Origin of the sequence: Thauera butanivorans NBRC 103042, assembly GCF_001591165.1 — a bacterium.
GTDB lineage: Bacteria > Pseudomonadota > Gammaproteobacteria > Burkholderiales > Rhodocyclaceae > Thauera > Thauera butanivorans.
On the sequence record NZ_BCUG01000033.1, the window covers coordinates 19,566 to 33,588 of the forward strand.

Here is a 14,023-nt window from a genome sequence, read left to right on the forward strand (position 1 = left end):
CTGCATCCGCCTTCGCACGCATCATCCAACCGCTCCGCCTGCCTGCACCGCCGCATTCACCAGTCGGCCTTCACCGCCTGCACCGCGGACCCTCGCATCGCTCGCGCCCCGGCGAGCCGTGCAACCAGTGCAGCCAGCGACACCAGCACGGCGGCAAACAGAACCAGCGCAGCCCAAGGCACGGCCAGGTCCATGCTCCAATGGAAACTCTGCCGGTTGACCACCTCGATGAGGATCCATGCCATCGCCCCGCCCGCCAGCAAACCGCAGGCCACGCCAAACCCGGCGGTCAGCGCCCCTTCGGCTGCGATCAGGCGCCCGATCTCCCCGCGCGTGAAACCCAGATGGCGCAGCATGCCGAACTCGCCTTCGCGCGTGCCGGCCAGCGCGGCGAAGGTGGTGGCGATGCCGAACAGGCCGATCATCACCGTCACGGCTTCCATCAGATAGGTGATCAGGAAAGTCCGGTCGAAGATCTGCAGCGTGGTCGCACGGATTTCGCCCGGCAGTGCGATGATCAGGCGTCCGGGGCCGAAGCGGGCGTTCAGCGCATCGGCCACCGCGCCCGCATCGGTGCCCTCCTCGAGCCGGATCGCGGCGTCGTTGACGCGATCGTCGCCGGTCAGGGCGCGATAGTCCGCCAGTTCGATCAGCGCCGCACCGTACTGGCGCGAATAATCCCGCCAGACGCCGGCAACGACGAAACTCTGCTGGCGGCCGGCCAGCGGCAGCGTCAGGCGGTCGCCGACGCCCAGCCCCAGGCGATCGACGGCGGCTTCGGAAATCCACGCTGGCGGCAAGCTACTCTGCCCCGGCTTGCTGCCGTCCGGGCGTCCGGTCGAACCGGCGACCAGCGGCAAGCCCCAGTTGCCGTCGACCGGACGCGCCAGCAGGCTGAACACCGGCTCCTCGTCCGACAGCCGCAAATTCAGCAGCCGCGTCGTATCCACCGAAGCCACGCCCGGCACTGCGGCAATGCGCGCCAATGCGTCGTCATCCAGATAGCCGCTGGCCGCCGAGCTCGAAGCCCGCACATACAGGTCGGCCGGCAGCACCTGGGCCAGCCAGTCATCCACCGACACCCGGAAGGAGCTGACCATGATCGCCATCGCCGATGCCAGCGCCACGCTGGCGACCACGCCGGCAGCGGCCACCACGGCCTGGCCGGGCGTGGCCGACAGGCGGGCATGGGCCAGGCGCCAGATCACCGAGCGCGTCCGCCCCAGCAAGGGCAGCAGGCTCTGCGCCAGCGCAGGCAGGGACAGCACTGCCGCCATCAGGCTCAGTGCCACCGCAGCATAGCCGCCGAGCGGAATGCCGCCGGCCGGCGGCAGCATGCAGGCGAGCCCGGCGCCTGCCGCCAGCAGCAGCGCCAGCGGCAGGCGTCCCTGCATATGCGGCAAGCCGGCATACTGCGCTTCGCCGGCCCTCAGCGCCCGGGCCGGCGCAACCTGCGACGCTGCCCGGGCCGGCAGCCAGCTACCGAGCACACCGGCCACACCGCCCAGCAGCAGATATCCTGCGGCAAGCATGGCATCGAACTGCAACTCGGGTCGGCTACCGCGAAAAAAGCCTGCGCCCAGATCACCGCCGACCAGCCTGAAGGCCAGCGCAGCAAGCGCATGGCCGAGCGCCACGCCGATCACGCCGCCCACCAGCCCGAGCACCGCCCCTTCGGCCAGCAGCCCGCGCAGCAATTGGCGCCTTTCCATGCCGAGCGCACGCAGCAGGGCGAATTCCCGCCGTCGCCGCGCCACCGACAGCACCTGGGTGGAAAACACCAGGAACGCACCGGTCAGCAGCGCAATGGCCGCCAGCATCGTGAGATTGACCCGATAGGCGCGCGACAGCGCACTCGCCTCGCCGGCCGCGGCTTCCGGAACCTGCAGTGCCAGTCCAGGCGGCAGCAGCGGCGACAGCGCCAGACCTGCGGCTTCGGGACTCAGGCCCGGAGCGAGCTTGAGGTCGATGCGGCTCAACACACCGATGCGCCCGAACATCTGCTGCGCGCCGCCGATGTCCATCACCGCCAGTTCGGCGCCGCTCAAGGGCAGTTCGCCGGCCAGACGCAGCTCGATCCCGCTGACACCGGACTGGACGGTCAACACGCCATCCCGCAGCGCGGGCCCGGCCATCTCCCCGTTGCCCAGGCGCGACGGCAGCTCCAGGCGGGCACGGGCATCCACGCTCACGAAGATGTTGCGCGGCTGCAGCCCGGCAAGACGGCCGTCGCCGTCCACCAGCGCCGGGTCGGCCCGCGGCCGCAGCAAGGCCTGCATGCGGGCGACGCGGAACATGTCGACGCCAAGAATCTCCAGCGTATCCTCCCGCCCCGGCAGCCGTGCCTCGATGCGCAGCACCGGGCTGGCTTCGGCGATCTCCGGACGCTTGGCGAGCATCGGATAGATGGCCTCGTCGAAGCCCTCGCGCGGCCCCACCAGTTGCAGGTCGGCTTCGCCCGCCAGCGTGCGCAGGCCGCGGCCGAATTCGTCGATGGCCGCGCCATGGATCAGTTGCACCGCCAGACCCAGCGCCACGCCGAGCGCGATCGCCAGCAGCGACAGCGCAGTGGCCAGGCGATGGCGCAGCAGGCTGGCGAGGAAGAGCCGGCGCGAGGTCGCGCCCACCAGGCTCACTGGACTACCCTCCTGTCGCTGTGCGACATCCTCCCCACGGGAGGATGAGCGCCCCCTTCGGGCGGCCGGGCGGCGGCGCTCACACGCGCTCCGTGACGTCCGCCAGCCCCTGCGGCCCCAATTCCAGCACCCGGTCGGCACGCTTCGCGGCCAGGCGGGAATGCGTCACCAGCACGCCGGCGGCGGCGCCGGCCCGGATCTGCCCAAGCAGCAGATCGAGCACTTCGCCGGCCCGCGCCGGGTCGAGGTTGCCGGTCGGCTCGTCGGCCAGCACCAGCTTAGGAGCATGGATCAGCGCCCGCGCAATCGCCACGCGCTGCATCTCGCCGCCCGACAGGGTGTGCGGCGCGTCGTCGGCCCGCCCTTCCAGGCCCACGCGCGCCAGCATGGCGCGGGCGCGCTGATCGGCTTGGCGCTCGTCGACCTTCAGCAGCCACAGCGGCAGCGCCACATTCTGCGCCAACGATAGATGCGGCAGGATGTGAAAAGCCTGGAAGACGAAGCCGTAGGCCTCTCGCCGCAGGCGGGCCATCGCATCGTCGTCCAGCCCGCCGATGCGTTGCCCGCCCAGTTCGACGTGTCCGCCGTCGAACGGCTCCAGCCCCGCCAGGCAATTGAGCAGCGTCGATTTCCCCGCCCCGGATTCACCGACGATCGCCACGCATTCGCCACCCGCGACCTGCAGCTCCAGCCCATCGAACAGAAGGCGTGGCGGGGTACCGGGAAGCGTCTTGCGCAAGGCGTGGGCAGTCAGCATGAGATCGGTCAGGCAGGAGTGGAAGGAGAGGTAAAGAAGGGGCAGCAAAGCCCGATTGTGTCATCGCAGCGTTGAAATTGCTGCGAAGCCTGCCAAAAATGGACAGCCGGACTGCGCCGAGCCTGGGCAAGACCACCATGCCGCCAGCTGCCGCCACCCCTGCTCGATCCGGGACAGGGGCGAATCACGTATATACTCCGCCCGCCGCGCCGCGCAGGGCCGCCTGCCCACAACGTGGCATCGCATCTTCATCGCCAGGCATGCCGGTCGACCACTACGAGAATTTTCCTGTCGCTTCGCTTCTGCTGCCGCCGCGCCTGCGCGAGCCGGTCGAGGCCATCTACGCCTTCGCCCGCAGCGCCGACGACGTGGCCGACGAAGGCGATGCGCCGGCCGTCGCCAGACTGGCCCGGCTGCACGACTATCGTCTGGCGCTCGAAGCCTGTGCGCGCGGCGAGGTCGTGCGCGACGAGAGCCTGGCGCCGATGTTCGCCCGCCTGGGACGTGCGATCGCCGCACATGCACTGCCGGTGCAGCCTTTTCGCGACCTGCTCGGCGCCTTTGCCCAGGACGTCGGCAAGACGCGCTACCGCGACTTCGCCGAGCTGCGCGACTACTGCCGGCGCTCGGCCGACCCGGTCGGCCGCCTGCTGCTGCACCTGTACGCTGCCGCCACGCCGGAGAATCTCCGCCGCTCGGACGCCGTCTGCACCAGTCTGCAGTTGATCAACTTCTGCCAGGACGTGGGCGTCGACTGGCGGAAGCAGCGCATCTACCTGCCGCAGGACGACATGGCGCGCTTCGAGATCACCGAGGGCGACATCGACGCCGGCCGCTGCGATGCCCGCTGGCAGGCGCTGATGGCTTTCGAAGTGCAGCGCGCCCGTGCCATGATGCTCGACGGCGCACCGCTGGCGCTGGCCCTGCCCGGCCGCATCGGCTGGGAGTTGCGCCTGATCGTGCTCGGTGGCCTGCGCATCCTCGAACGCATCGAAGCAGCCGGCTACGACGTCTTCCGCCGCCGGCCGGTACTCGTCCGGCCCGACTGGCTGCGCCTCGGCTGGCGCGCCCTGAACTACCGGAACACCGCATGAATCCGCACGACTACTGCCAGGACAAGGCCGCCAAGAGCGGATCGAGCTTCTACTACAGCTTCATGTTCCTGCCGCCCGACAAGCGCCAGGCGATCACCGCGCTGTATGCCTTCTGCCGCGAGGTCGACGACGTCGTCGACGAATGCCACGACCTGTCGCTGGCCCAGACCAAGCTCGAATGGTGGCGCAAGGAGGTCGCGCGCACCTGGGCCGGCAACCCGACCCATCCTGTCGGCCATGCGCTGAAGGACGTGCTGCCGCGTTTCGCCTTGCCGCAGGAGCAGTTGCTGGAGATCATCGACGGCATGGCGATGGATCTGTCGCAGACGCGCTACCTCGACTTCAAGGGCCTGCAGCTCTACTGTTACCGGGTCGCCAGCGTGGTCGGCCTGCTGGCGGCCGAGATCTTCGGCTACCAGGACCGCCAGACGCTGAAGTACGCCCACGACCTCGGCATCGCCTTCCAGCTCACCAACATCATCCGCGACGTCGGCGAGGACGCCCGCCGCGGCCGCATCTACCTGCCGATCGAGGACCTGCAGCGCTTCGACGTGCCGGCCAAGGACATCCTGGAGGCGCGCCATTCAGACGCCTTCCGCGAACTGATGGCCTTCCAGGCCGAACGTGCGGAAGGCTTCTACGACCAGGCCTTCGCGCAGTTGCCGGACATCGACCGCAAGATGCAGCGCCCCGGCCTGGTGATGGCGGCGATCTACCGCACGCTGCTGCGCGAGATCGCCGCCGACGGCTTCCAGGTGCTGGACCGCCGCACCTCGCTGACGCCGCTGCGCAAGGTCTGGCTGGCCGGCACCACCTGGTTCAAGGGCTGAGCTGATGAGCGTGCCGACCGTCGCGGTGATCGGCGCTGGCTACGCAGGCCTCGCCTGCGCAGTCGAACTGGCGCGCGCCGGCGTGCATGTCACGGTGTTCGAGCGCTCGCACACGCTGGGCGGACGGGCGCGGGTGGTGGCCAAGGACGGCCGGCGGGTCGACAACGGCCAGCACATCCTGATCGGCGCTTACACCGAACTCACCCGCCTGCTGCGCACCACCGGCTGCTCGCCCAAGCAGCTCGCCCACCTGCCGCTGACCCTGCACGTGCCGGGCAGGATGAAGCTGAAGGCGGCGGCGCTGCCCGCGCCTTTTCACCTGGCCGCCGGCCTGCTGCGTGCCGAAGGCCTGAACTGGGCCGACCGGCTGGCGATGCTGCGCCTGATGCGCTGGCTCAAGAAGCAGGGTTTCCGCCTGCCGCCGGAGATGACGGTCCGCAGCCTGTTGCGCGAGACGCGGCAGACGCCGGTACTGGCTGAACTGGTATGGGAACCCTTGTGTGTCGCTGCGCTGAACACGCCGGCCGCCGAAGCTTCGGCCCAGGTCTTCGCCAACGTGCTGCGCGACAGCCTGGCCGCCTCGGCCAGCGACAGCGAACTGCTGATCCCGCGCGTCGACCTGTCCGAACTGTTCCCGGTGCCGGCGGCCCGCTACCTCGCCACCCGGCGCGGCAAGCTGCGCACCGGCAACGCGATCGAGGCGATCCAGCCGGTCGACGGCGGCTTCCGCCTCGAAGGCGACCCCGGCAGCCGTCCCTGGCCGCATGTTGTGCTTGCCACTGCGCCCTATCACGCCGGCGCCCTGCTCGCCTCCACCGGCCAGTGCGAGCGCCTCGCCGCGCAGATCGACGCCCTGCCTCACGAACCGATCGTTACAGTCTATCTGGCGCTCGGGAAAGGGCAGAAGCTGTCCGAACCGATGATCGGCCTCGACAGCGGCACCACCGCCACGCTGACGGCCAGCCCGGCACAATGGGCTTTCGACCGTGGCCAGTTGGGTGGGCCGGAAGGCCTGATCGCCTGCGTCATCAGCGCCCACGGGCCGCACGAGGCGCTGCCCCGCGACGAACTGATCCTGGCAACCCACGCCCAGCTCGAACGCCAGCTGGGCCGCAGGCTGCCCGCGCCCGAGTGGTCGCAGGTCATCGTCGAAAAGCGCGCCACCATCGCCTGCCGGCCCGGCATTTTCCGCCCCGGCATGCGCACGCCGCTGCGCGGCCTGTGGCTGGCCGGGGACTATCTCGACTCCCCCTACCCCGCCACGCTCGAATCCGCCGTGCGCTCGGGCACGGCCTGCGCCGCCGCCATCCTGGCCGAACTGGGAATGAAGGCGACCTGGCTGTAACACCCCGGAGCCAGGGACCCGGTCGCGCTCCGTCGCGGCACTGACCCGTCAACCGGGGCTTTCATCGTCCCTGGAAAGACCTCCGGACTGGCGGCGGGATCGGGCTCGCGCCACTCGCGATTGAGATTGCGCCCCGCCGCATTGGTGCGCAGATTGCCGCGTACCGCACCGTCGGGGTTCATGTTGGGCACGGTGCAGAAGCGTGCCTGCTCGCGCAGGCGGCGGGCGACGGCGACGAGGTCGGTATCGCGGCCATCGACGGTCGCACCGAGCTTGCTCGCGCTGGCGAAAGGCGAGGTCTCGTAGCGGGTGCCGGAGACGCGGAACCAGTTGCGGCGATCGTAGGACGCCACGCAGCGGTAGCCCGGCCAGCCGTCCGGGTAGGCGGCCTGCGAAGCATTCTCGAACACCATGCGCACTGCCCTGCCCGCGGCACCCGTCAGGCGGAAATGGAACCACTGGCGGAATTCGGCGGCATTGTCGGCGCGCAGGTGCAGCCGGATGTTCTGCGGGTCGTCGGCGCAGACCACCTCGATCGCGCCGGAATCGAAGCATGAACTGATGCGCATGGAGGCCACTTCAGCCATCGCGCTCAGGCCTCGCGGCGGCGGAATACCAGCCGGTCGTCGTCCGAGGCTTCGGCCGCGAAGGCATAGCCTTCGGCAGCGAAGCCCTTCACCCCGTCGATGTCGTCGATGCGGTGCTGGATCAGGTAGCGGCTCATCAGGCCACGCGCGCGCTTGGCGTAGAAGCTGACGATCTTGTAGCGGCCTCCCTTCCAGTCCTCGAAAGCGGCGCCGACCAGCCTGCCCTTGAGTTTCGCCGGCTTGACCGATTTGAAATACTCGTCGGAGGCCAGGTTGAAAAGGATCGGCTCGCGTCCGGCCTCGGCCTCGACGGCGAGCAGGCGGTTAAGTTCGTCGGTGATGCGATCGCCCCAGAAGGCGTACAGATTCCTGCCGCGGGCGTTCTCCAGCCGGGTGCCCATTTCCAGCCGGTAAGGCTGCATCAGGTCGAGCGGGCGCAGCACGCCGTACAGGCCGGACAGGATGCGCAGATGGTCCTGTGCCCAGTCGAGCTCCTGCGGCGTCAGGCTGCATGCGTCCAGCCCCTCGTACACGTCGCCATTGAAGGCGAATACCGCCTGCTTGGCATTGTCCGGCGAGAACGGCGTTGACCATTGTTCGTAGCGCGCGGCATTGAGGCTGGCGAGCGCGTCCGACAGCGACATCAGCTCCGCGATCTGCGCCGGCGAGCGCTCGCGCAGGATGGCGATGAGTTCGGCGGATCGATCGAGGAAATCCGGCTGGGTGAAGCGCGGCGTGGCAGGCGGCGTCTCGTAGTCGAGTGCCTTGGCGGGGGAAATGACGAAGATCATGGGCGGAGGACGGCCGGCAGGAAGAAGCGCCCAATGTTAGCAAACGGGGCGCTACATCACCGCGCGCAGTTGGCTGGCGAGCTCGTCGACGCGTTTGAGACCGGTACGGTTTTCGGCGATGGACGCACGCCATTCCCCGAACAAGGCCTCGAGCTCCGCGCGCTGCTGCGAGCTTTCGATGCGCTTGATCAGGTTCAGCTTGTTGTAATGGCCGTGATAGGCGCGCAAGGTGTTGATCATGAAGTTGCGCGCCTTCTGCAGGTCTTGTGCCGACGGATCGTCTGCCGGAGTGCCTGCGGACGGCGGCACGATCCCGGGCTCCACGGGTGCTGCGGCAATGAAGCCGGCGCCGCACAGCTGGGCAAGGGAGTTCTCGAAATCGGGGTCGCCCGCCAGGGCGTGCAGTTCGGCCCTGGAGCGCTGCCCGTCGATCAGGATCAGCAACCGCCTCGCACGCTGGCCGATGGCCCCGCTGCGATTGGCGATTTCGCCCACCCCTTTCGGGGTTTTGAAGTGGATCGTCACTCCTCGTCTCCTCGGCAAATGCGGCTTTCCGCCGTCTGTGGCCCTGCGTGCCGCGACGCGTGTCGCGGACCGGCACCGGCCGATAGCATCATGTGCCGGGGAAAAAGCTGTCAATCGCCGCCTTGAGAGGAATGTGACGCACTTAACGCGCGCCGCTGCCGTGCCTGCTCGAACAAGCAGATCGCCACTGCCGCGGCGACGTTGAGCGATTCGATCCCGTCTGCGAGCGGAATCACGACGCGCTCGGCGGCAAGGGCGAGCAAGGCCGGCGAAAGGCCCTGGCCTTCGGCACCGAACAGCCAAGCGGCCGGACGGCCGAGGTCGATGTCGTACAGGCTGCGCGCATCGGGCGCCAGCGCGGTGGCCAGCACGGTACCGGGAAACCCCTCCAAGGCCTGCAATGCGTCGACGCGTTCGCGGATGCGCAGGCCGAAATGCGCGCCCATGCCGGCGCGCAGCACCCGTGGCGACCAGGCGCTTGCACAGCCTTCGGTGAGCAGCACCTCGCGCACGCCGGCCGCAGCCGCAGTGCGCAGGATGGTGCCGAGATTGCCGGGGTCCTGCACCGAATCGAGCACGACGACGTCGCTTGCAAGTGGCTCAGGTGCCGGTTCGGCCGGCAGGTCGATGATGGCGACGAGGCCCGAGGGCGTATCGACCGGGCTGATGTGGGCGAACAAGGCGTCGGACAACCGGTAGCGCGGCACCTCGGCCGGGCAGCGCGAGAGCAGATCCTGGATCTCGGCGCCGGCGAGGCCGCTCTCGGCCACGACGACGCCTTTCAGCGGCCACTGGCGCTGCAGCGCGGCATCCAGCAGGTGTGCGCCGTCGAGCAGCGTCTCGCCATGCTTGCGCCGTTCACGCGTCGAGCTTGACAGCGCATGCAGGCGCTTGACCAGCGGATTGTCGCGCGACGCGATCGCTTTCATCACTCGGCGGCGTCGAGCAGGCGCCGTACGGGCGCGAAGCTGCGGCGGTAGAAATCGGCGACGCCATGCTGTTGCAACGCCTGCAGGTGGGCGGCAGTGGGATAACCCTTGTGCGCGGCGAGCCCGTATTGCGGCCATGACGCGTCGAGTTCACGCATGCCGGCGTCACGGACGGTCTTGGCAAGGATGGAAGCAGCCGAGATCGAAGGTTCGGTGGCATCGCCCTTGACGATGGCGCGCGCCGGATAGGGCAGCCGCGGGCAGCGGTTGCCGTCGATCAGCACTTCGGCCGGCGCCACGCTCAGCCCCGCGACCGCGCGCTGCATCGCCAGCATGCTTGCGTGCAGGATGTTGAGGCGGTCGATCTCCTCGACGCTGGCTTCGGCGACCGCCCAGGCCAGCGCGCGCTCGCGGATCAGCACCGCCAGGCGCTCGCGCGCACGCTCGCCGAGCTTCTTGGAATCCGCCAGGCCGTCGATCGGGCGTGCCGGATCGAGAATCACCGCCGCGGCAACGACCGGTCCGCACAGGGGGCCGCGCCCGGCCTCGTCCACACCGCATACCAGCGCCTGTCCCGGACACGCCGCAGCAGGCATGAAAAAAAGGTCTGCGCTCACGTCGTCCTGCCGTTCAGGTAAGGCAGGATGGCTTCCGCTGCCTTTTGCGCCGTGTCCTGCCGCAGGGTCAGATGCAGTTCGGTGAAGCGCAGTTCGAGCGCCGCGCAGCGGTCGGCGTCGTCGAGCCAGGCTTTCAACGCAACGGCGAGTTTTTCCGGCGTCGCATCGTCCTGCAGCAGTTCGGGGACCAGGCCTTCGTTGCACAGGATGTTCGGCAGCCCGACCCACGGCAGATAGGCCATGCGCTTCATCAGGCGGTATTGCCAGTCGCCGATGCGATAGGTGATCACCATCGGCCGCTTCAGCAGCGCGGCTTCGAGGCTGGCCGTGCCGCTCGCCACCAGCACGGCATCGGCGGCAGTCATGGCCTCGACCGCATGGCCGAACAGCATGCGAATGGGCAGCTCCATCGCCTGGTTGCGGTGCAGCGCTTCTTCGAAGATCAATCGGGTCTCGCGCGTCGCCAGCGGCACCAGGAAACCCAGGCCGGGGTCGCGTTCGAGCATACGGATCGCCGTGGCGATGTAGATGTCGGCCAGGTTGCGCACTTCGGACTGGCGGCTGCCCGGCAGCATCGCCACGATCCTGCTGTCCGGATTCAAACCCAGCAGCGCACGCGCCGCGGCGCGGTCCGGGCACAGCGGAAACACGTCCGCCAGCGGATGGCCGACGTAGCTGACCGGCACGCCAGCCTGCTCGTACAGCGCCGGCTCGAACGGAAACAGGCACAGCATGCGGCTGACCGAGCGCGCGATGCGCTTGATGCGCCCGCCGCGCCAGGCCCAGATCGACGGGCTGACGAAATGGATCGCCGGAATGCCCGCATCCTTGGCCTTGCCTTCCAGCCACAGGTTGAAGTCGGGCGCATCGACGCCGATGAAGGCCGCCGGCCGCTCCTTGCGGATCTGCGCCAGCAGGCTGCGGCGGATACCCGACAGCTCGCGGTAGCGCTTCAGCGCATCGACATAACCGTGCACCGCCAGCAGTTCGCAGGGCCAGCGCGCGTCGAAGCCTTCCGCCTGCATCTTCGGCCCGCCGATGCCGAAAAACTCGGCATCGGGCAGGTGCCGGCGAATGGCCCGGATCAGATGGCTGGCAAGCAGGTCGCCGGATGCTTCTCCGGCGACCATCGCGATGCGGACGGTCATGGTGCTCAGCGGACGATGCCGCGGCCGGAGTCGGCGATGAATTCGGACAGCAGGCCGGCCTCGGCATGCTCGGCCGCGATCTCGGCGACGCGCTGACGCGCTTCGTCCAGCGTCAGGCCGCTACGATACAGTGCCCGGTAGGCACGTTTGATCGCGGCGATGCCTTCGCTGCCGTAGCCGCGGCGCTTGAGGCCTTCGCTGTTGATGCCGTGTGGCTTGGCAGGGTTGCCGGCGACAGTGACAAAAGGCGGCAGATCCTGCAGCAGCACCGTGCCGACGCCGCAGAAGCTGTGCGCGCCAACGCGGCAGAACTGGTGCACGCCGGTGAAGCCGCCGAGGATCGCCCAGTCGCCGACATGGACGTGGCCGGCCAGGGTCGCGTTGTTGGCGAAGATGGTGTGATCGCCAACCTGGCAGTCGTGCGCCACATGGACGTAGGCCATGATCCAGTTGTCGTCGCCGACACGGGTGACGCCCCCGTCCTGGCTGGTGCCGAGGTTGAACGAGCAGTACTCGCGGATGGTGTTGCGGTCGCCGATCTCGAGCCGGGTGGGCTCGTCGTCGTATTTCTTGTCCTGCGGCTTGGCGCCGAGCGAGCAGAACTGGAAGATTTCGTTGTCGCAGCCGATGCGGGTATGGCCCTCGATGACGACGTGCGGCCCGATCCGGCTGCCGTCGCCGATCTCGACGTGCTCGCCGATGATCGAATAGGCTCCGATCGAGACCTTCTCACCGAGCCTGGCGCCCGGATGGACGATGGCGGTCGGATGGATCATAGGGTCTTCAGTGCGCACATCAGATCGGCTTCGGTCGCCACTTCGCCATTGACGCGGGCGACTCCCTTGTACTTGTAGATGTTGCGCTTGTTCTGGGTGATCTCGACCTCGAAGATCAACTGGTCGCCCGGCACCACCGGGCGCTTGAAGCGCACGTTGTCGATGCCGGCGAAATACACCACCGAGTTCTCGTCCGGCTTGACGCCCATGCTCTTGAACGACAGCACGGCCGCCGCCTGGGCCATCGCCTCGACGATCAGCACGCCGGGCATCACCGGGTGGTGCGGGAAATGACCGGGAAAGAAAGGCTCGTTCATCGTCACGTTCTTCAGCGCGATGATGCGCTTGCCCTCCTCCATCTCGAGCACGCGGTCGATCAGCAGAAAGGGATAGCGGTGCGGCAGGTATTCGACGATTTCGTTGATGTTCATCATGAGGATTGTCCCGGGGCCGGCCGTCGCGGCCGCCTTCATTGGTTTTCGAGTGAGCGGACGCGTCCGGCCAGCGCATCGAGGTGGCGCAGGTGGGAAAAATTGCGCACCCAGTCGGCGTGCGGCTGTACCGGCAGGCTGGCGGTATAGACGCCCGGCCGGGTGATGGACTTGCTGACCAGCGTGCCGGCGGAAACGACGACGTCGTCGCAGATCGTCAGATGGCCGATGATGCCTGCCTGGCCACCGATCATGCAGCGCGCACCGATGGTGGTGCTGCCGGCGATGCCGACGCAGCCCGCGATCGCGGTGTTCTCGCCGATGCGCACGTTGTGTGCGATCTGGATCTGGTTGTCGAGCTTGCAGCCGTCGCCGATCACGGTGTCGTCGAGCGCGCCACGGTCGATCGTGGTGTTGGCGCCGATCTCGACTTCGTTGCCGACGACGACCCGGCCGATCTGCGGGATCTTGACCCAGCGCCCATCCTTTTCACGGGCGAAGCCGAAGCCGTCGCTGCCGACGACCACGCCGGAATGCAGAATGCAGTTCTCCCCGACCACGCAGCCATGCTGGATCGTGACCCGCGCGGCAAGCCGCGTACCGCGGCCGATGCGTGCGCCGCGGCCGATGTGGCAGCCCGCGCCGACGACGACGCCCTCGCCGATCTCGACATCCTCCTCGATCGACGCGCCCGGCCCGATCTCGGCCGACGACGGTACGCTGGAAGCGAGCGCGGCAAGCGCATGGACGCCGGGGCGCACCACCGGGAGCGGATTGAAGAGCTGGGCGACGCGCGCGAAGTACAGATAGGGGTCGGCAACGACGATGGCGCTGCGGCCGTTCAGCAAGGCCTTCGCGTCCGGCGCGACGATGACCGCCGACGCGGCACTTTCGCGCAGCTTCGGCAGGTACTTGCGGTTGGCGACGAAGGCGAGATCGCCCTCTCCCGCCTGGTCGAGCGTGGCCACCCGGTGGACGGCCACGCCGGCGTCGCCGGACACTTCCCCTCCGAGCCGCGCAACCAGTTCGTCGAGACGGAACATGCGGGCGGGAGGCTTACTTGGCGTCGGACAGGGCCTTGATGACCTTGTCGGTGATGTCGATGCGCGGGTTCGCGTACACCGCTTCCTGGAAGATGATGTCGAAGTTTTCCTTCTCGGCGATGTCCTTGACCGAGCGGTTGGCCTTGTCGAGCACCGAAGCCAGTTCCTCGTTGCGGCGCTGGTTCAGATCTTCGCGGAACTCGCGCTGCTTGCGCTGGAAGTCGCGGTTGAGATCGTTCAGCGCCCGCTCCTTGTTGCGGCGGTCGTTCTCGGCCATGGTCGTGCCATTGCGCTCGAGCTCGTCCTGCATGGCCTTCAGGTCGCGGGCCATGCGCTGGAGTTCCTGGTCGCGCTTCTCGAACTCCTTCTCGAGGCGCTGCTGGGCCCGCACCGCGGGCGCCGCCTCGCGCATCACGCGGTCGGAGTTGACGAAACCGATCTTGGTGTCGGCCACGGCGGCCTGCGACAAGCCGATCAGTGCGGCGCCCACCAGGGACAGGGTGCTAACTTTCAC

Annotated in this window: 14 protein-coding genes and 1 pseudogene; 3 read left to right on the forward strand and 12 right to left on the reverse strand. The window is 68.4% G+C overall.

The window, feature by feature from the left end; translation table 11 throughout:
- Positions 1-56: 56 nt before the first annotated feature.
- Positions 57-2,636 (reverse strand): FtsX-like permease family protein, encoded by a 2,580-nt coding sequence (locus TBU01S_RS14080; RefSeq protein WP_245650926.1) that lies wholly within the window; start codon positions 2,634-2,636, stop codon positions 57-59.
- A 79-nt stretch (positions 2,637-2,715) separates the two neighbouring features.
- Entirely contained in the window at positions 2,716-3,393 is a 678-nt protein-coding gene (locus tag TBU01S_RS14085) for an ABC transporter ATP-binding protein (protein ID WP_068637260.1), read from the reverse strand.
- Between the two features lie 260 nt (positions 3,394-3,653).
- Here TBU01S_RS14085 and hpnC point away from each other — a divergent pair, with 260 nt between their 5' ends.
- From hpnC to hpnE, 3 genes are read left to right on the forward strand one after another with little or no spacing between them, the layout of a single operon-like run.
- Positions 3,654-4,487 carry a squalene synthase HpnC gene (hpnC, locus tag TBU01S_RS14090; RefSeq protein ID WP_068637261.1) on the forward strand — a complete coding sequence of 278 codons (834 nt, stop codon included), beginning with the start codon at positions 3,654-3,656 and terminating at the stop codon, positions 4,485-4,487.
- The gene (gene hpnD / locus TBU01S_RS14095) at positions 4,484-5,317 is read left to right on the forward strand and encodes a presqualene diphosphate synthase HpnD (protein WP_068637262.1); all 834 of its coding nucleotides are present in this window, start codon (positions 4,484-4,486) and stop codon (positions 5,315-5,317) included. The genes hpnC and hpnD overlap by 4 nt, the downstream gene beginning before the upstream one ends.
- A 4-nt stretch (positions 5,318-5,321) precedes the next feature.
- Positions 5,322-6,662, forward strand: coding sequence for a hydroxysqualene dehydroxylase HpnE (gene hpnE, locus TBU01S_RS14100; RefSeq protein ID WP_068637263.1), 1,341 nt, complete (start codon positions 5,322-5,324; stop codon positions 6,660-6,662).
- Between the two features lie 74 nt (positions 6,663-6,736).
- Here the strand turns inward: hpnE and TBU01S_RS14105 are convergent.
- The 10 genes and pseudogenes from TBU01S_RS14105 to TBU01S_RS14150 all read right to left on the reverse strand — a co-directional run.
- Positions 6,737-7,231, reverse strand: a pseudogene (locus TBU01S_RS14105) (M14-type cytosolic carboxypeptidase); the annotation flags it as partial.
- 23 nt (positions 7,232-7,254) lie between these two features.
- Positions 7,255-8,040, reverse strand: a complete 786-nt coding sequence (yaaA, locus tag TBU01S_RS14110) for a peroxide stress protein YaaA (protein WP_068637265.1) — start codon at positions 8,038-8,040, stop codon at positions 7,255-7,257.
- 51 nt (positions 8,041-8,091) lie between these two features.
- Complete coding sequence (locus TBU01S_RS14115; RefSeq protein ID WP_068637266.1) at positions 8,092-8,565, reverse strand: hypothetical protein; 474 nt, start codon at positions 8,563-8,565, stop codon at positions 8,092-8,094.
- A 110-nt stretch (positions 8,566-8,675) separates the two neighbouring features.
- Positions 8,676-9,494 carry a TrmH family RNA methyltransferase gene (locus TBU01S_RS14120; protein WP_083953617.1) on the reverse strand — a complete coding sequence of 273 codons (819 nt, stop codon included), beginning with the start codon at positions 9,492-9,494 and terminating at the stop codon, positions 8,676-8,678.
- Positions 9,494-10,090, reverse strand: a complete 597-nt coding sequence (gene rnhB, locus TBU01S_RS14125) for a ribonuclease HII (protein ID WP_088178885.1) — start codon at positions 10,088-10,090, stop codon at positions 9,494-9,496. The genes TBU01S_RS14120 and rnhB overlap by 1 nt, the downstream gene beginning before the upstream one ends.
- 17 nt (positions 10,091-10,107) lie before the next feature.
- Positions 10,108-11,259, reverse strand: a complete 1,152-nt coding sequence (lpxB, locus tag TBU01S_RS14130; protein WP_068637269.1) for a lipid-A-disaccharide synthase — start codon at positions 11,257-11,259, stop codon at positions 10,108-10,110.
- A gap of 5 nt (positions 11,260-11,264) precedes the next feature.
- A complete protein-coding gene (gene lpxA / locus TBU01S_RS14135; protein WP_068637270.1) occupies positions 11,265-12,035 on the reverse strand; it encodes an acyl-ACP--UDP-N-acetylglucosamine O-acyltransferase in 771 nt (256 codons plus the stop codon).
- Entirely contained in the window at positions 12,032-12,466 is a 435-nt protein-coding gene (gene fabZ / locus TBU01S_RS14140) for a 3-hydroxyacyl-ACP dehydratase FabZ (RefSeq protein WP_068637312.1), read from the reverse strand. Before fabZ ends, lpxA begins: the two co-directional genes overlap by 4 nt.
- A gap of 38 nt (positions 12,467-12,504) precedes the next feature.
- On the reverse strand, positions 12,505-13,509 hold the full coding sequence (lpxD, locus tag TBU01S_RS14145) for a UDP-3-O-(3-hydroxymyristoyl)glucosamine N-acyltransferase (protein WP_068637271.1): 1,005 nt from the start codon (positions 13,507-13,509) through the stop codon (positions 12,505-12,507).
- 13 nt (positions 13,510-13,522) lie between these two features.
- Positions 13,523-14,023: an OmpH/Skp family outer membrane protein gene (locus TBU01S_RS14150; protein ID WP_068637272.1), complete on the reverse strand. Its 501-nt coding sequence runs from the start codon at positions 14,021-14,023 to the stop codon at positions 13,523-13,525.